Genomic DNA, 17217 nt, shown 5'->3' with positions numbered 1-17217 from the left:
CGGCGTCAGCGGCGCAGGTTGCGCGGCGGCGGGCGCTTGCCGCCCGGCTTGCCGCCGCTGGGCTTGCCGCTGCGGCCGGCGGCCGCGTTCTGCGCCTGGCGCTGCGCCAGCTTGCCGGCCGCGCCGGCCACTTCTTCGCGCAACTTCAGGTAGTTGGCCAGGCGCGCGGCATCGATCTCGCCGCGCTCGATCGCCGCCTGCACCGCACAGCCCGGCTCGGCCAGGTGCGCGCAGTCGTTGAAGCGGCACTGCGCGGCCAACGCCTCGATGTCGGCGAAGGCGCCTTCGGCCAGGTCTTCCTCGCCGGTGGGCTTGAGTTCGCGCATGCCGGGGGTGTCGATCAGGCAGGCGCCGGACGGCAGCGGCAGCAGCGCGCGATGGGTGGTGGTGTGGCGGCCGCGCGAGTCGGTGGCGCGCACCGCCGCGGTGCGCATCTTCTGCACGCCCAGCAAGGTGTTGGTGAGGGTGGACTTGCCGGCACCGGACGAGCCGACCAGCACCGCGGTCTGCCCCGGCCCCAGCCACGGCTGCAGCGCGGCGACGCTGTCGGCCTCGCGCGCGTTGACCGTGAGCAGCGGGATGGCCTGCGCCGCCAGTTCCTCCAGCACTGCCAACGCATCGTCGGCGTACTCGGTGAGGTCGGCCTTGGTCAGCACCACCACCGGCGCCGCACCGCCGCCGCCCACCAGCAGCAGATAGCGCTCGATCCGCCGCGGGTTGAAGTCCGCATCCAGGCCGCAGACGATGAACACCGTATCGATGTTGGCCGCGATCACCTGCTGGTGATAGTGCTCGCCGGCGGCGCCGCGCTTGATCGCGGTGCGCCGCGGCAGTAGCGCGACGATGCGCGTGTCCTCCAGCAGCACCCAGTCGCCGACCGCGGCGCGCTCGTGGCTGGGAAAGCGTGGCCGCTGCCAGTCCGGCAGCGATTCGACCTTGAACCCGGTGTCCACCGCATCGGCGACCACGTAGCCGGTGCGGTGCTGCTCCACCACCCGTGCCGGCCGTGCCCGCGGATGTGTGTCGAACAGCGCGCGCCAGGCCGGCTCCTCGGGCATTCCGGGCCAGGGCCAGCCGATGGGGCGCAACGCGTCGAAGTCGACCGGGGAGGAAGTCATGCGCGGATTCTAGAGGGTGTGCCACGCCGCGCGGTGAGCGCCAGGCCGCAGCCATGGCCACGCATGCGTCTGCGGCGGCCACGCGGGCCATCCCCGGCGTCTTGCCCGATGCGGCGCCCGCGGCAGCGGCCGGCCGCCGTAGACGACCGGCTGCCGAGGCGCCCCCTGCCCCGCCGTGGTGTCACATTTCCGCTACCATGCAGGTCCCACGCCCCACCGGCCAATGCGATGCCCACCCTGCCGATCAAGCCGCTCGCGATCCGCGAACGCCTGTCCGAAGTCCGCTACGAGATCCGCGGCGAACTGGCACGGCGAGCCCGCGAGCTGGAGGCCCAGGGGCGCAAGCTGATCAAGCTCAACATCGGCAATCCCGGCGCGTTCGGCTTCCGTGCGCCCGAGCACCTGCAGCGCGCGATCGCCGACGACATGGGCCGCACCGATCCCTACACCCACCAACAGGGCCTGCCGGAGGCGCGCGAGGCGATCGCCGCGGCCTACGCCCGGCGCCAGCATCCGGACGCGCACCCGGACCGCATCTTCGTCGGCAACGGCGTCAGCGAGCTGATCGACCTGTCGCTGCGCGCGCTGCTCAACCCGGGCGACGAAGTGCTGGTGCCCTCGCCGGACTATCCGCTGTGGTCGGCCGCCACCATCCTCAACGACGGCCGCCCGGTGTACTACCGCTGCGCGCCGGAGAACGGCTTCCAGCCCGACCCAGTGGAGATCGAGACGCTGGTGTCCTCGCGCACCCGCGCCATCGTGCTGATCAACCCGAACAACCCCAGCGGCGCCAGCTACTCGCGCGCACTGCTGGAGAAGATCGTCGCCATCGCGGTCAAGCACAACCTGCTGCTGATGGTCGACGAGATCTACGACCAGGTGCTGTACGACGCCGCGGAATTCGTGTCGGTGGCGCCGCTGGCCGGCGCGCATCCGTGCATAAGCTTCGGCGGCCTGAGCAAGGTGCACCGCGCCTGCGGCTGGCGCGTGGGCTGGGCGCTGCTGTCCGGCGATAGCGAGCGCGTCGGCGATTTCCGCAACGCCATGGACCTGCTCGGCGCACTGCGCCTGTGCGCCAACGTGCCCGGCCAGTTCGCCATCGATGCCGCGGTCAACGGCCCGGACACGATCTCGCCGTTGTGCGCCCCCGGCGGCCGCCTGTACGAGACCCGCCGCGCGGTGATCGAGGCCTGCGCGGCCAGCGAACACCTGTCGCTGGTGCAGCCGGCCGGCGCGCTGTACGCGTTCCCGGCCGTGGTCGGCGCCGCCGCGCGCGGCTTCGACGATCACGCCTTCGCCCTGGAACTGATGGAACAGGAAGGCGTGCTGGTGGTGCCCGGCTCCAGCTTCAACGTGCCCTACCGGCACCATTTCCGCGTCACCCTGCTGCCGGAAGCGGCGACGATGCGCGAGGTGTTCGCGCGCATCGACCGCGTGCTGGCGCGCCGCGCCGAGGACGCCACCAAGGTGGTGCCATTGAAGCCGCGGGCGGCTGTGGGGCGGTGAGTGGGGACTGGAGAATCGGGAATCGGGAATGGCTAAGCGTGCGCCGTTGCTGGATCGCGTCTCCCGGTGACATGGCCGCTGCGGGTTCTGCGTAGATGAGCAAAGGCCGTTTCGCCACGCCTGAGCACACACCGCTGCGCTATCTGGCGCTGGGCGATTCCTACACGATCGGCGAAGGCGTGGACGCCGACGGACGCTGGCCGATGCAACTGGCCGCGGCGCTGCGCCGCGACGGCATCGCGCTGGACGATCCGCAGATCGTCGCCACCACCGGCTGGACCACCGACGAACTGGACGCCGGCATCGATGCGGCAGCCCCGCAGGGTCCCTTCGACCTGGTGACGCTGCTGATCGGCGTCAACAACCAGTACCGCGGCTATCCGCTGGAGAATTACCGCGCGCAGTTCGACGCGCTGCTGCAGCGCGCGATCGGCTTCGCCGACACGCGGCCGCAGCGGGTGCTGGCGGTGTCGATCCCGGACTGGGGCGTGACCGCCTTCGCACAGCCGCCCGCGCACGATCCGGCGCGCATCGCCGTGCAGATCGACGCCTTCAACGCCGCGGCGCAGGCCTGCTGCGCCGCGCGCGCGGTGCGCTTCGTCGATATCACTGCCTGCAGCCGCGATGGCGGCGGCGACGCGGCGATGCTGGCTGCCGACGGGCTGCATCCGTCGGCAGCGATGTATGCGCGCTGGACCGCGCTGCTGTTGCCGGCGGCCCGCGATGCGTTAGCCTAGCTGGCGTACGCCCGCTGCCAAGGACCGACATTGCGCGACGCCAGCACCACCCAGCCGATGACCCGCCCGCAGGCCCTGGCCATCGCCCGCGCCTTCCTGCCCACGCATCCGCTGGGCAATCGCTACGACTACTACTACACGCGCACCAAGCTGCGCACCGATCCGCTGTATCCCGGCGTGCTCGCCGCGCTGCGCGGCACCGACGCGCCGGTGCTGGACCTGGGCTGCGGGCTGGGCCTGCTGGCGCACGCGCTGCGCGCCGACGGCCAGCGCCAGCGCTACCACGGCGTGGACATCGATGCGGCCAAGATCCGCCGCGCCGGCGCCATCGCTGCGCGCAACGGGCTGCAGGACACGCATTTCGCGGTGGTCGACCTGGGCCAGTCCTGGCCCGAGCACCACGGCAGCGTCGCGATCCTGGACGTACTGCAGTACCTGGACCGCGACATGCAGTCCAACCTGATCCGCAGCGTGGCGCGGATGCTCACCCCCGGCGCCAAGCTGGTGATCCGCAGCGGCCTGGGCGATGCCAGCGGTCGCGGCCGCACCAGCCGCATCACCGACGTGCTGGCGCACCTGGCCGGCTGGATGCAGGAGCTGCCCAAGGCCTACCCCACCCGCGACAGCCTGCAGGCCCAGCTCGACGCCGCCGGCCTGCGCGCCAGCTTCGCGCCGCTGTACGGCAACACGCCGTTCAACAACTGGCTGATCGTGGCGGAGCCGCGTTGAGGCTGGCGCTGCACCGCGCCGGCAGCGGCCGCAGCGGCTGCGCCGGTTCACACCCGGATTGCACCGCATGACCGCACCCACGCCACGCCCACGCTCCGGCCTGGGCATCGCGTCCCTGGCGACCAGCCTGCTCAGCGCGTTGGTGCTGCTCGCGGCACTGGTGCTCAGCACCTTCTTCGTCATCCCGACGTTCGCCGCTGGCCCGCACGCACCGATGTCGCTGCTGCTCGGCCTGCTAGCCTTGTTCACCGCCATCGCGCAGGTCTGCGCCATCGCACTGGGCATCGGCAACTGCCTGCAGCCTGGCCGCAACAAGCGCTACGGCATCCTCGGTCTGTTGTGCGCCCTGCTCACCCTCGGCGCGATGGCGGCGCTGCTCGCCTACGGCATGGCCCGGCCAGGCTGATCCCCGCGGCGGCGAAGCGATCGGCACGGGGGCATGCCGCGGGTCGCGATGCCGCGGCACCACGACGCAGTCCAACTCAATCCGGCAACACCGCCTGCAGCCCGCGTGCCTGCAAGACCTGCAACACGCCTTCCACGATCGCGGGGTTGTGCCCGTGCGCCGCCCCCTCGTGCAGCAGCACGATGGCGCCGGGGCGCAGGTCGCGGGCGATGCGCGCGACGGTGACCGTGGGGTCGCAACGCACCCCGTCGAAGCCGCGCGCGCTCCAGGCCACCCGGGTCAGGCCATGCCGGCGCAACGGTGCGGCGACGAAGGGATTGGTCATGCCCACCACCGAGCGGTACCAGCGCGGCGCGGTACCGGCGATCGCGGCCAGCGTCTGCTGCGCCTGGCCGATTTCCTGCGCCATGCGTCGCGGCCCCAGCGCCCAGAACCAGGCCTGCGGATGGTGCTGGCTGTGGTTGCCGATGCCGTGGCCGCGGCGCAGGATCTCGCCCACCAGTTGCGGGCGCGCGGCGGCGCGGGCGCCGACCAGGAAGAAGGTGGCCCTGGCCTGGTGGCGGTCGAGCAGGTCCAGGATGGCCGCGGTGTCGTCGGAGGGGCCGTCGTCGATGGTCAGCCACACCCGCGGCGCGTTGCCGGGCAGGCGGTCCAGCACCGGCGCGTACAGCCGCGCCCGCGGCAGGAACACCGGCAGCACCAGCGCCGCGTGCGACAGCAGCAGCGCCGGCAGCCCGACCCGCCACCCGTAGGCCCACCACAGCGCCGCCACCAGCGCCTGCGAGGCCAATGCCCAGGGCAGCCAGCGGTACGGGTGGCGCGGGATGCGATGCAGCGTTTCCGGAACTGTCATGCCCCATGATGCCATGCGGCGTAGAATGACCGGTCCGACTCTGCGACGACTGCTGCCATGTCCCTCGACCCCGCCCTGCGCTCCCGTATCGAAACGCTGCTCAGCTCCAACCGCGTCGTGCTGTTCATGAAAGGCCAGCCGGGCATGCCGCAGTGCGGGTTCTCCGCCAAGGCGGTGGGCGCGCTGAACGAGCTCGGCGTCGACTTCGCCCACGTCAACGTGCTGGCCGACCAGGACATCCGCGAGGGCATCAAGGTCTACGGCGACTGGCCGACCATCCCGCAGCTGTACGTGGACGGCGAGCTGATCGGCGGCAGCGACATCATCCTGCAGATGGCCGGCAGCGGCGAACTGAGCGAGCTGCTCGGCGTGCCGGCGCCGGACCGTACCCCGCCGTCGATCACCATCACCGATGCCGCCGCCGAGATGCTGCGCGGCGCGCTGGCCGACGCCCCGGGTGCGAGCCTGGCGCTGGCGATCGACGCGCAGTTCCAGCCGAACTTCCAGCTGGCGCCGACCGATCCCAACGCCATCGCCGCCGAGTCCAATGGCCTGCGCGTGCAGTTCGATCTGGGCAGCGCGCGCCGCGCCGACGGCATCACCATCGACTGGGTGGACGACATGCGCGGCCGTGGCCTGGCCATCGACAATCCCAACGCGCCCAAGCCGGTGCAGGACCTCAGCCCGCGCGACGCCGACGACCAGGTGCGCGCCGGCAGCGTGATCCTGGTGGACGTGCGTCCGCCGGAGGAGCGCGCGGTGGCGTCGGTCAACCTGCCGTTCCGCACCCTCGACGGCGAGCAGCGCGCGCAACTGGAAGCGCTGCCCAAGGACACCGCCCTGGCCTTCCTGTGCCACCGCGGCGGCCGCAGCGCGCAGGCGGCGGAGCACTTCCGTTCGCTGGGCTTCACCAAGGTGCACAACGTGGTCGGCGGCATCGACGCCTGGACCGACCAGGTCGACGGCAGCGTGCCGAAGTACTGAGTCGGGGACCACGTCGTTCGCGCCCCGCGCGGACGCGTCGAAAGGGCGATCGCGAGATCGCCCTTTTTTGTGCCCGTGCGCCGCAGCCTGCGTCGCGATATCGCCCACAACACGAATGTCCCGTAGGAGCGGCTTCAGCCGCGACCGGGCATTCCAGGAATGGCTCGGTCGCGGCTGAAGCCGCTCCTACCGTGAGCGCGACGGCTTGGTGTCTTGTGCAAGTGCTGCCGGCAGCGGCAAAGACCGGCAGTCCCTTGTGGGAGGGACTTCAGTCCCGACTGCAAGAGATGCGACGCGCCCGTGGCTCCGCTCGTCGCAATTGAACTCGCTCCCACACCATGCCCGCTGTCTGCAGGCGCGCTGGACGCGGACGCCGAAGCATTGCCGCCGCGATACGTCTCCACCGATGTTCGACAAGGAGCGCGAGGCACATGAGGCGCTGAACGTGTAGCCCCCCCCTCTCGACCAAGCTTCTCTCCATCAGACATCTCTCAACCAGCAAACCCACCCGCATCCAGGAACGCCTGCTCCTCCGGCGTCGTCGTACGCCCCAGCGCCGCATTGCGGTGCGGGAAGCGGCCGAAGCGCTGGATCACGTCCTCGTGCACCACCGCCCACTGCAGCGACTCGGCATCGCCGAGCGCGCTGAACAGCTCCACTGCCTGGCGCTGCCGCGCGGCGTCCTCGGCATGCGTGTAGGGCAGGTAGAAGAACATCCGCAGCTCGGCATCGGCCTGCTGGTCGAAGCCAGCCGCCAGCGCCTGATCGGCGTAGCGGCCGGCCAGGCCGTCGGTGGCGAAGGCGTGGGCGCTGCCGCGGAACACGTTGCGCGGCACCTGGTCGAGCAACAGCAGCAGCGCCAGCGCGCCCTCGGCATCGGCCAGCCAGTCGCCGCGTTCGCCGCGCGCGGCGGCATGGTGCGCGTCCAGCAGGTGCTGGCGGACGTTGGCGTCGAAGGAATCGTTGGCGGCGAACCAGCGTTCGCGGCCGGCGCTGCGCCAGAAGTCCACGACGGTGCGCGCGGGGGTGTCGGTCATCGCAGTGTCCATGAGCGGGAATCGGTCTGCATACCAGGTTTCGCGTCGCGATCCGGTGCATCGCACCATGCCCATGCCGCACCCGCACTTGGCAAGCGCGCCGGCTCGGGCTAGCGTGCGGGCACGGCCGCAAGGGCCGCGTCCATCTTCCGGGGAAAATCCGATGCGTCATCTGTTGCTCGCCTGCCTGGGCGTGGCGTTGTGCGGCCCGGCCGCTGCCGCCTCGCGTTTTGTCGACGATCCCTATCCCAGCACCTACCGCGCGCTGCCCTCGGTGCCGGTGCTGATCGAACACGCCACCGTGCTCACCGGCACCGGCGAGCGCCTGGACGATGCCGACGTGCTGCTGCAGGACGGCCGCGTGCAGGCGGTCGGCCGCGCGTTGGCCGCGCCGGCCAACGCCACCCGCATCGACGGCCACGGCAAGTGGGTCACGCCCGGCATCATCGATGTGCACTCGCACCTGGGCGTCTACCCCAGCCCGGGGGTCAGTGCGCACAGCGACGGCAACGAGGCGACCGCGCCGGTGACCCCGAACGTGTGGGCCGAGCATTCGATCTGGCCGCAGGATCCCGGCTTCGGCACCGCGCTGGCCGGCGGCGTCACCGCGCTGCAGGTGCTGCCCGGCTCGGCCAACCTGGTCGGCGGCCGCGGCGTCACGTTGAAGAACGTGCCGGCCACCACCTACCAGGCGATGAAGTTCCCCGGCGCGCCGTGGGGCCTGAAGATGGCCTGCGGCGAGAACCCCAAGCGGGTCTACGGCGAGAAGGGCGGCCCGTCCACGCGCATGGGCAACGTCGCCGGCTACCGCGCCGCCTTCATCGACGCCAGCGAATACCTGCGCAAGAACGCGCCCAAGCAGAAGAGCCCGCCCAAGCGCCACTGGTGGAGCCGCGGCAACGGCGACAACGACAGCAGCGGCGACAGCGGCGGCAAGCGCGACCTGAAGCTGGACACCCTGGCCGGCGCCATCAACGGCGACATCCGCGTGCACATCCACTGCTACCGCGCCGACGAAATGACCACCATGCTCGACCTGGCCAAGGAGTTCGGCTTCAAGATCGCCGCCTTCCATCATGGCGTGGAGGCCTACAAGATCGCCGACCGCCTGGCCCAGGAGAACGTCTGCGGCGCGCTGTGGGCGGACTGGTGGGGCTTCAAGATGGAGGCCTTCGACGGCATCCAGGAGAACATCGCCCTGGTCGATCGCCCGGCCAACGGCTGCGCGATCGTGCACTCGGACTCGGAGGAAGGCATCCAGCGGCTCAACCAGGAAGCGGCCAAGGCGATGGCCGCCGGCCGCCGCGCCGGCATGGACATCCCGCCCGAGCGCGCGATCCGCTGGCTGACCAGCAATCCGGCCAAGGCGCTGGGCATCGACAAGCAGACCGGTTCGCTGGAGCCGGGCAAGATGGCCGACGTGGTGCTGTGGAACGGCAATCCCTTCAGCTCCTACGCCCTGGCCGACAAGGTCTACATCGACGGAGCGCAGGTCTACGACCGCGCCGATCGCCGCCTGCAACCGACCTCCGATTTCATGCTTGGCCAGGAGGCTGCCCCATGAACCGCGCCCTATCCTCGTCCCACCGCCTGGCGCAGCGCCTGATCCTGGCCGCCAGCCTGCTGCTCGGCAGCGCGCCCGGCGTCGCCCAGGACGTGCTGATCCGCGGCGCCACCGTGCACACCGCCAGCGCCCGCGGCACCCTGGCCAATGCCGACGTACTGGTCCAGGGCGGGGTGATCCGCGCGGTCGGCCCCGGCCTGAGCGCGCCGGCCGGCGTCGCCGTGGTCGAGGCCAAGGGCCGGCCGCTGACCCCGGCGCTGTTCGGCGGCATCACCGAGATCGGCATCGAGGAGGTCTCCGGCGAGGCCTCCACCGTCGACAGCACGCTGACCCTGCCGCACGACCAGCCGATGCGTCCGGAGTTCGACGTGACCCTGGCCTACAACCCCGCGTCGGTGCTGATCCCGGTCGCGCGCGTGGAGGGCATCGGCTTCACCGCACTCGGCGCCAACACCGGCGGCGCCTTCGTTGCCGGCCAGGGTGCGGTGATGCGCCTGGACGGCGGCGCCGACCCGATCGGCCCGCGCGCGCTGTACCTGCACCTGGGCAGCGATGCGCTGGAACTGAGCGGCAAGTCGCGCGCGGCGCAATGGATGCTGCTCGACCAGCTGGTGGCCGAGGCGCGCGGACGCATGCCCGCCGACTCGCCGCACGCGCTGCTGACCCCGGCCGGCCGCGCGGTGCTGGCGCGCTACCTCGCCGGCCAGGGCCGCATCGTGGTGACGGTGAACCGCGCGGCCGACATCCGCCAGTTGCTGCGTTGGGCACAGCGCGAGAAGGTGCGCATCGCCATCGCCGGCGGCGACGAGGCCTGGAAGCTGGCGCCGGAACTGGCGAAGGCGCAGGTGCCGGTGTTCGTCAACGCGCTGGACGACCTGCCGGCCAGCTTCGACCAGATCGGCGCCACCCTGGAGAACGCCGCACGCCTCAATGCCGCCGGCGTGGCGGTGAGCTTCACCCAGGGCGGCGACGGCGCGCACAACGCGCGCAAGCAGCGGCAACTGGCCGGCAACGCGGTCGCCCACGGGTTGCCGTGGGACGCCGCCCTGGCTGGCCTGACCCGGGTTCCGGCCGAGGCGTTTGGCGTGGGCGACCGCCTGGGCAGCATCGCCCCGGGCAAGCTCGCCGACCTGGTGCTGTGGGAAGGCGACCCGCTGGACGTGGCGCATTACGCCGAGCAGGTCTGGCTGGGCGGCCGTGCCATCCCGATGCGCTCACGGCAGACGGAACTGCGCGACCGCTACATGCAGCACAGCGGCGCGCTGCCGAAGGCCTACACCCACTAGCCCACCGGGGACGCGGAGACGGCAGCGTGCAGACGCTGCCGTTGCCCGGCGACAGCACTTCGCCGCGCGCTCAACCGCGCGCGGCTGAGCGCCACCCGACCGGCGCGCGTCGGCGACAGCCGGCAGCACACCGGCGCGCAGTAGGCTGTGCGCCTGCTTGCCCTTGCGCGCACCGCCATGCCCCGCCTGCCTCGCCTGCTGCTGTGCCTGTTCGCGCTGACCAGTGCAGCGCCCGCATGGGCCGGGGCCAGCCGCTTCGGCGTCGCCCGGGTCGGCGAACGCTTCGTCGTCGACAGCGGCGCCGAACTGCAGTTCAGCGTGGACGCGCGCACCGGCGACGTGGTCTCCATGCGCTACCGCGGCATCGAACTGGAGAGCCCGGAAGCCAAGCACTCGCAGATCGCCTCGGGCCTGGGCAGCGCCAGCGTCGCCGCACGCACCGTCGGTGACACCATCGTCGTCTCGGCCAGCGCCGGCGACCTGGTGCAGTACTACATGGCGCGCAAGGGACGCGACGCGATCTATCTGGCCACCTACGCACCGACCCTGCTGCCGGTCGGCGAACTGCGCTTCATCGCCCGGCTCGACGCGGCCAAGCTGCCTAACGCCGAGCGCGAACCGGATTCCAACGTCGGCACCGCGATCGAAGGCAAGGACGTGTTCCTGCTGCCCGACGGCCGCACCAGCTCCAAGTTCTACTCGGCGCGGCGCGCGATCGACGACACCGTGCATGGCGTCAGCGGTCCCGGCGTGGCCGTGCGGATGTGGATGGGCGATCGCGAACACAGCGCCGGCGGGCCGTTCTTCAAGGACATCGCCACGCAACGGACCGCGCGCACCCACGAGCTGTACAACTACATGTTCTCCAACCACACCCAGACCGAACCGTACCGCGGCGGCCTGCATGGCGTGTACGTGCTGCAGTTCAGCCAGGGCGGCGCGGCGGCGCAGGTGCCGCCGGACCTGCGCTTCGTCGACGCGTCGCTGGGGCTGCAAGGCTTCCTGGGCGCAGCGGAGCGCGGCGCGGTGGCCGGCCAGGTCTCCGGCATCGCCGTGGGGCAGCCGGCGGTGGTGGCCCTGCGCAACGCGCAGGCGCAGTACTGGGCCAAGGCCGACACCGATGGCCGCTTCCGCATCGCCGGCATCCGCCCCGGCGCGTACCGCATCGCGCTGTACCAGAACGAGCTGGAGGTGGCCCACGCCACGCTGCAGATCGCGGCCGCGGCCACCGCACAGGCCGCGCTGCATGCGGTTCCGCTGCCGGGCCAGGTGATCTGGCAGATCGGCGATCCCGATGGCACGCCGGCCGGCTTCCGCAACGCCGCGCTGCTGGCGAGCGCGCATCCTTCCGACCGGCGCATGGCGCCGTGGGGGCCGCTCACGTATCGCGTGGGCCGCGACCCGCTCGACGCGTTCCCGGCAGCGCAATGGCGCGGCGTCAACACGCCCACCCGCATCGCCTTCGTGCTCGGCCGCGACCAGGTCCACGCCTATCGCCTGCGGCTGTTCGTCACCCTCACCCAGGCCGGCGGCCGTCCGCAGCTGCGGGTGAACACGCGCTGGAACGGGCCGGTGCCGCCACGCCCGGAGCAGCCGGACAGCCGCGGCATCACCCGCGGCACCTATCGCGGCAACAACACGGCGTATCTGTTCGACATTCCCGCCAGCGCCCTGCAGGCCGGCCTCAACACGCTGGACATCGAGGTCGCGTCGGGCACGCCGGACAACGGCTTCCTCGGTCCCGGCCTGATCTTCGACAGCGTGCAACTGCTCGCGCCGTGAGGCGGCACCGCGAGGCGCTGGAGAGACGCCGCTTGCCTGCGCACGCTGGCACCGCTGCTGGGACGCGCCGGCAACATGCCGAGGGCGTGCGCCACGGCGTGCCGCCTGGCGACGCCGACGCGTTCCTGCCGAGCGCCCGCGCCGCCTGACATAACGCGGCGCGATGCAAGGCGCCGCCGCCCTGCGCCCGGCGGCGCCCTACGGCGGCTTCAGTTGGCGCCGATGTTGGCCTGGATCCAGGCCCAGCCGTTGCCGCGCACCACCTCGAAGCCGGCCTCGACCACGTGCAGGTACATCGCATTGCTGAAGCGTCCGTCCTGCGCGCGGTGATTGTGCAGCCAGGTCAGGAACGGCTTGATGTCGATGTTGAGATTGCCGTTGCTCGGCAGGGTCGGCTGGCCGGCGGTGTTGTGCGGAATGAAGGTGTAGACGTAGTAGCCGGCGGCGCTGTTCATGCCTTCCCACAGATCGAAGGTGTAGCCGCCGGCGCTGATGACGTTGCTGGCGGTGAGCGTGCCGATCGGATACGAGTTGTGGCCGCCCCAGATCATCACTTCGGTCTGCGGGATCGCGCTGGAGGAGACCGTGCTGTCCCAACGGAAGAACAGGTCGTAGGCGAAATCGCCGCCCAGGTTGCTGCCACCGGACGAGTACGCGAAGGTCGCCGGCAATGACCGCAGCGCCGAGACCTGCCGCGGGAAGGTGCGGTCGGAAGTGGGATTGAAGCCGTAGTGCGAGCCGCGCAGGATCGCCGGATAGCCGTACAGGCTGGCGTTGGGGAAATTGAAGGTCACGGTCATGCTCGGCGTGCTGCCGCTGTGGAAGGTGCCCTGGATGACGTTGTTGGGATCGTTGAAGTTGTTCACCCAGGCGTACTGGTTGCCGTACACCTGGTAGGGACCGGCCAGCGCCATCGGCGCGACGGCGAGCAGGGCCGCGGCGAGCAGCGCGCGCACGGTCCGTGTGCGGCCGCGCAGCGACCGTGCGAGCGTGACGGGAAAGCGCGGCGAAGCGGCGCCGGAAACGGGAGCGGAAGCGTGCATGGCGGTCTCTCCTGAGCGTGCAGGGGCAGCGACAGTGCTGCCGCGACGGACGCTAGCAAGGCGTGCGCGCCGCGAGCTATGACAAGACCCGCGCACGCCATGCGCCAACGCAATAGCGCTACCGCGATCCAGGGCGCGGGCGTGGGGCGCTTCACAGGTATCTCGTGCCGGCGAGATTCTCGCCCGCGCATCGTCTACGCCGCGCTGTCTGCGCGCGCCCACACGGCACCGGCCTCCCGCACTGCAGCATGCAGGCGTGCAGTCGCCGCGCGCGCGGCGCCGCGATAAGCTGAGAGGTCATTGCGGAGAAGCACGATGCGATTGCGCTGGTACTTCGATTTCATCTCGCCGTTTTCCTATCTGCACTGGCAGCAGGTGAAAACGCTTCCGGAATTCGCCCGGATCCAGCCGGTGCCGATCGTGTTCGGTGCGGTGCTGGCGCAGTTGCAGGCGCGCGGGCCGGCCGAGGTGCCGCACAAGCGCGAGTTCACCTACCGCTTCGTGCAGTGGCAGGCGCAGCAACAGGGCGTGCCGCTGCGCTTCCCGCCGGCGCATCCGTTCAACCCGCTGACGGCGCTGCGCCTGTGCGTCGCTGCGGGCACCACGCCGCAGGCCATCGATGCGATCTTCGACTGGCTGTGGCGCGACGGCCACGCCGGCGACGACGCCGCGGCGCTGGCGCCGGTCGGCCAGGCGCTGGGCATCGCCGACGTGGCCGCGGCCACCGCCGAAGCCCGGGTCAAGGCGCAACTGCGCGCCAACACCGAGCAGGCGCTGGCGGCCGGCGTATTCGGCGTGCCGACGCTGCAGATCGACGACACCCTGCTGTGGGGCAACGACGCACACGCGCTGATGCGGGCGGTGCTGGCCGACCCGCAGCTGCTGCAGCGCGGCGAGATGGCGCGCCTGGCGACGCTACCGGCCGCCGTGCAGCGGGGCGCCTGAGTGGCCGCCATGTCCCTCGACATTTCCCAATCCCGGAGATCCAGCGGATGCGCATCGGCATCGTCGTAGATTCCGCCTGCGATCTGCCGCAGGACTACATCGCAGCGCACGACCTGGTGGTGTTGCCGATCAGCGTGCGCCTCGGCGGCACGGTGCTCGCCGATCGCCGCGACGAGGCGGCGACGCTGGAGTTCCTGCACGCGCAGGTCAGCGCGCACGGCGCCGAGGCCGAGACCGTGCCGTACAGCGTGGCGCAGATCCGCGAACTGTTCTTGGGCAGGCTGGTCATCGACTACGACCACGTGTTCTGCCTGACCATCGCCAAGACCCGCAGCCCGATCCACGATCACGCGCAGCAGGCCGGCTTCGCCATCCTCAACGACTACAAGCCGATCCGCCAGGCCGCCGGTCATGCCTCGCCGTTCGCGCTGCGGGTGATCGACACCCAGAACCTATTCGCCGCACAGGCGGTGGTCGCCGTCGAGGCGGTGCGGTTGCGTACCGATGGCGCCAGCGTGCAGGCGATGCGCGAGCGGCTGGAAACGCTGGCCGAGCACACCCATGGCTACATGATCGCGCGCGACCTGTACTACCTGCGCAGCCGCGCGCGCAGCAAGGGCGACCGCAGCGTCGGCCTGCTCAGCGCCGCGCTCGGCTCGGCCCTGGACATCAAGCCGGTGCTGCACTGCCATCGCGGCGAGACCGCGCCGGTGGCCAAGCTCAAGGGCTTCGACCACGCCGTGCAGACGCTGTTCGGTCTGGCCGCCAAGCGCGTGGCCAGCGGGCTGATGACGCCCACGCTGTGCCTGAGCTATGGCGGCGAACTGGCGGACCTGCACGCCCTGCCCGGCTATGCGGCGTTGCGCGAGGCCTGCGAGCGCCAGGGCGTGGACCTGCTGGAAAGCGTGATGAGCCTGACCGGCATGGTCAACGTCGGCAAGGGCGCGCTGGTGCTGGGCTTTGCCGGCGAGGCGCTGCGCTTCGGCTGATCCGCCCGTTGGCCGCGTCGACGACGACACGCCGCCGGCTCTGCTAGGCTGCGCCGCTTCGTACCGCCCACAAGAGATGCCCATGGCCGTCACCTACTCGATCAGCCTGCCCGATCCCGCCCGTGCCCGCGGCAGTAATCCGTCGCTGAGCTTCACCGCGCACGGCGCCGACGCCTTCGCCGAACAACTGCAGGCCGCCCTGAGCGATCCGGCCTGGTTCGAGCGCTGGCGCGCGCTGCAGCCGGAGCCGGACGAGGTCGATCCGGCCCTGGGCGTGACCGATCCGGCAGCACGGGTGACCGGCCGCCAGGACGATCTGCGCATCGACCTGGCCGCCACCACCAGCGTCCCCGGCGACATCCTCAAGCAGCGCCTGCGCCTGCTCGCCGGCAGCGGCTGGGAACTGCGCGACGTGCGCTGAGCCCGGCGGCACGGCCACCGCACTGCGGTGGCCGCCGCATGGCCGTATTGCCGCGCCCGCGCTAGGACGCGGCGACCGCCCGGCGCGGCCAGGACCAGCGCAGATTGACCGCCAGCGTGCCCAGCACGATCAGCGCCAGGCCCAGCCATTGCACCGGCACCAGCCGGTGGCCGTACAGCAGGTAGTCCAGCAGCAGCGTCACCAGCGGATAGACGAAGGCGACCACCGCGATCGCTGCCACATGCAGGTGCCGGTAGGCGCTGTAGAACAGCACGTACACCACGCCGCTGTGAATCACCCCCAGGCCGACCAGCCAGAACCAGTGGCGGCCGGGGTGCAACGCGGCACTGCTGGAGAAGCCGGCCAGCATCGCCGCCCCGACCCAGCACTGCACCGTCACCACCGCCAGTGGCCGCTCGCGACTGATCCGCCGCGACATCAGCAGTGATGCCCCGCACAGCAGCGCGCCCAGCAAGGTCAGCGCGATGCCGCCCAGGTAGCCACGGTCGGCGCTGGACCACAGCCGCAGCGGATCGGCCGAGCAGGCCACGCCGACGAAGGCCAGCAGCGTCCAGCCCAGGTCGGCACGGCGGCTGCGCTCGCCCTGCAGCAACGCCGCCAGGATCAGCATGACGAACGGGAACACGTGGTAGACCATGGTCGCCACGCCGATCGACGAGCGCGCCATGCCGGCGAACAGCGCCACCCAGTTGAGCACCAGCAGCACGCCGCTGAGCGCGGCGTCGCGCAGCAGCGCGCGCTCGCGCCACAGCCCGCGCAACTGACCGCCAAGCAGGCCGCACACGGTCAGGAACAGCGCGCCGAACAAGCAGCGGTAGAACACCGCGGTCACCGGGTCCTGGCCGCTCTCGTGCACGAACACGCCGACCGAGCCGATCAGCACCTCGGCCAGCAGCAACTGCCACAGCGCGCGCCGGGATGCACTCGCCGATATCGCAGGTGCCGCGCTCATAGCGCGATGCTCCCGTGCAGGTACTGCACCGCCGCGCCGCGCACCTGCACGTGGTCCGGCAGTACCCGGCACTCCAGTTCGCCGCCGCGCACCGAGGCCTGCCACGCGCGCAGGTCGCGCTTGCCCAGCCGCTGCGCCCACAGCGGTGCCAGCGCGGCGTGGATCGAGCCGGTGACCGGATCCTCGGCACCGCCGTTGGCCGGCCAGAAATAGCGCGAGACGAAATCGTGCTCGCGGCCAGGCGCGGTGACCGCGACATCGCGCGGCGCCAGCGTCAGCATCCGCCCCAGGTCCGGCACCAGCGCGCGCACCTGGGCTTCGTCCGCGTACACGGCGATGTAGGCCTGGGGGTTGCGGTACGCCGCCTGCGGCGCGATCGACAGCGCCTGTGCAAGGGCTTGCGGCACCGCCGCCAACGCGGTCGGCGCCTGGTTCGGGAAGCGCAGGACGAAGCGTCCGTCGGCCTCGCGGTCCACCGCCAGTTCGCCGACGCCCGCGGCGCGGAACCGCAACGGCAGCGGCGCCAGGCCCTGGGTGGCGACGACGAAGGCGCTGGCCAGGGTGGCATGGCCGCAGAACGCCACTTCGCGCAGCGGCGAGAACCAGCGGATCGCGAACGCGCCATCGGCCTCGCGCACGAAGAACGCGGTCTCCGACAGATTGTTCTCGCTGGCGATGGCCTGCATCAGCGCATCCGGCAACCACGCCTGCAGCGGCACCACCGCGGCCGGGTTGCCGCGGAACCGCACGCTGGTGAACGCATCGACGATGAACAACGGCAGCTGCACGCGCGGCCTCGCGGGATCGGAAAGGACACGGCCAGTGTGCGCCGGGCTGGGCGACC

The 17217-nt window shown here is 71.4% G+C and carries 17 protein-coding genes; 11 read left to right on the top strand and 6 right to left on the bottom strand.

Annotated elements, in window-relative coordinates; genetic code table 11:
* Positions 1-5 precede the first annotated feature (5 nt).
* A complete protein-coding gene (gene rsgA, locus M3U25_RS11130) occupies positions 6-1118 on the bottom strand; it encodes a ribosome small subunit-dependent GTPase A (RefSeq protein WP_355498762.1) in 1113 nt (370 codons plus the stop codon).
* 228 nt (positions 1119-1346) lie between these two features.
* Between rsgA and M3U25_RS11125 the strand changes: the two genes are divergently transcribed.
* From M3U25_RS11125 to M3U25_RS11110, 4 genes are all read left to right on the top strand, one after another.
* A complete protein-coding gene (locus M3U25_RS11125) occupies positions 1347-2624 on the top strand; it encodes a pyridoxal phosphate-dependent aminotransferase (RefSeq protein WP_209246148.1) in 1278 nt (425 codons plus the stop codon).
* A gap of 95 nt (positions 2625-2719) precedes the next feature.
* Positions 2720-3361: an SGNH/GDSL hydrolase family protein gene (locus M3U25_RS11120; protein WP_242160945.1), complete on the top strand. Its 642-nt coding sequence runs from the start codon at positions 2720-2722 to the stop codon at positions 3359-3361.
* Positions 3362-3418: 57 nt separating this feature from the next.
* The gene (locus M3U25_RS11115; protein ID WP_017910897.1) at positions 3419-4090 is read left to right on the top strand and encodes a methyltransferase domain-containing protein; all 672 of its coding nucleotides are present in this window, start codon (positions 3419-3421) and stop codon (positions 4088-4090) included.
* Positions 4091-4157: 67 nt separating this feature from the next.
* The gene (locus M3U25_RS11110; protein ID WP_355498765.1) at positions 4158-4496 is read left to right on the top strand and encodes a hypothetical protein; all 339 of its coding nucleotides are present in this window, start codon (positions 4158-4160) and stop codon (positions 4494-4496) included.
* A 76-nt stretch (positions 4497-4572) separates the two neighbouring features.
* Here M3U25_RS11110 and M3U25_RS11105 read toward each other — a convergent pair whose 3' ends face one another.
* Positions 4573-5364 carry a polysaccharide deacetylase family protein gene (locus M3U25_RS11105; protein WP_355498767.1) on the bottom strand — a complete coding sequence of 264 codons (792 nt, stop codon included), beginning with the start codon at positions 5362-5364 and terminating at the stop codon, positions 4573-4575.
* A 42-nt stretch (positions 5365-5406) separates the two neighbouring features.
* Between M3U25_RS11105 and grxD the strand changes: the two genes are divergently transcribed.
* Positions 5407-6333, top strand: a complete 927-nt coding sequence (gene grxD, locus M3U25_RS11100) for a Grx4 family monothiol glutaredoxin (RefSeq protein ID WP_355498770.1) — start codon at positions 5407-5409, stop codon at positions 6331-6333.
* A gap of 491 nt (positions 6334-6824) precedes the next feature.
* Here the strand turns inward: grxD and M3U25_RS11095 are convergent, their stop codons facing one another.
* On the bottom strand, positions 6825-7370 hold the full coding sequence (locus M3U25_RS11095; RefSeq protein WP_242160941.1) for a DUF924 family protein: 546 nt from the start codon (positions 7368-7370) through the stop codon (positions 6825-6827).
* 163 nt (positions 7371-7533) lie between these two features.
* On the opposite strand from M3U25_RS11095, the gene M3U25_RS11090 reads away from it, so the two are divergent.
* The 3 genes from M3U25_RS11090 (at position 7534) to M3U25_RS11080 (ending at position 12002) form a co-directional block, all read left to right on the top strand.
* On the top strand, positions 7534-8934 hold the full coding sequence (locus M3U25_RS11090) for an amidohydrolase (protein ID WP_242160940.1): 1401 nt from the start codon (positions 7534-7536) through the stop codon (positions 8932-8934).
* Positions 8931-10220, top strand: a complete 1290-nt coding sequence (locus M3U25_RS11085; RefSeq protein ID WP_355498774.1) for an amidohydrolase family protein — start codon at positions 8931-8933, stop codon at positions 10218-10220. Before M3U25_RS11090 ends, M3U25_RS11085 begins: the two co-directional genes overlap by 4 nt.
* A gap of 177 nt (positions 10221-10397) precedes the next feature.
* Positions 10398-12002 (top strand): rhamnogalacturonan lyase B N-terminal domain-containing protein, encoded by a 1605-nt coding sequence (locus tag M3U25_RS11080; protein WP_355498777.1) that lies wholly within the window; start codon positions 10398-10400, stop codon positions 12000-12002.
* A gap of 209 nt (positions 12003-12211) precedes the next feature.
* Here M3U25_RS11080 and M3U25_RS11075 read toward each other — a convergent pair whose 3' ends face one another.
* Positions 12212-13045 carry a cellulase gene (locus tag M3U25_RS11075; RefSeq protein ID WP_242160937.1) on the bottom strand — a complete coding sequence of 278 codons (834 nt, stop codon included), beginning with the start codon at positions 13043-13045 and terminating at the stop codon, positions 12212-12214.
* Positions 13046-13360: 315 nt separating this feature from the next.
* Here M3U25_RS11075 and M3U25_RS11070 point away from each other — a divergent pair, with 315 nt between their 5' ends.
* The 3 genes from M3U25_RS11070 (at position 13361) to M3U25_RS11060 (ending at position 15400) form a co-directional block, all read left to right on the top strand.
* Positions 13361-13990 (top strand): DsbA family protein, encoded by a 630-nt coding sequence (locus M3U25_RS11070; protein ID WP_242160936.1) that lies wholly within the window; start codon positions 13361-13363, stop codon positions 13988-13990.
* A 47-nt stretch (positions 13991-14037) separates the two neighbouring features.
* A complete protein-coding gene (locus M3U25_RS11065; RefSeq protein WP_355498782.1) occupies positions 14038-14979 on the top strand; it encodes a DegV family protein in 942 nt (313 codons plus the stop codon).
* 82 nt (positions 14980-15061) lie between these two features.
* Positions 15062-15400, top strand: coding sequence for a hypothetical protein (locus tag M3U25_RS11060; RefSeq protein WP_242160934.1), 339 nt, complete (start codon positions 15062-15064; stop codon positions 15398-15400).
* 61 nt (positions 15401-15461) lie between these two features.
* On the opposite strand, the gene M3U25_RS11055 is transcribed toward M3U25_RS11060, so the two are convergent.
* Positions 15462-16373 carry a DMT family transporter gene (locus M3U25_RS11055; RefSeq protein ID WP_355498787.1) on the bottom strand — a complete coding sequence of 304 codons (912 nt, stop codon included), beginning with the start codon at positions 16371-16373 and terminating at the stop codon, positions 15462-15464.
* The gene (locus M3U25_RS11050; RefSeq protein ID WP_355498790.1) at positions 16370-17161 is read right to left on the bottom strand and encodes a PhzF family phenazine biosynthesis protein; all 792 of its coding nucleotides are present in this window, start codon (positions 17159-17161) and stop codon (positions 16370-16372) included. Before M3U25_RS11050 ends, M3U25_RS11055 begins: the two co-directional genes overlap by 4 nt.
* Between the last annotated feature and the right edge of the window lie 56 nt (positions 17162-17217).

The sequence above is a fragment of the Xanthomonas sp. PPL134 genome, assembly GCF_040595915.1.
Lineage (GTDB): Bacteria > Pseudomonadota > Gammaproteobacteria > Xanthomonadales > Xanthomonadaceae > Xanthomonas_A > Xanthomonas_A indica.
This window is presented reverse-complemented; position numbering and strand designations above follow the sequence as displayed.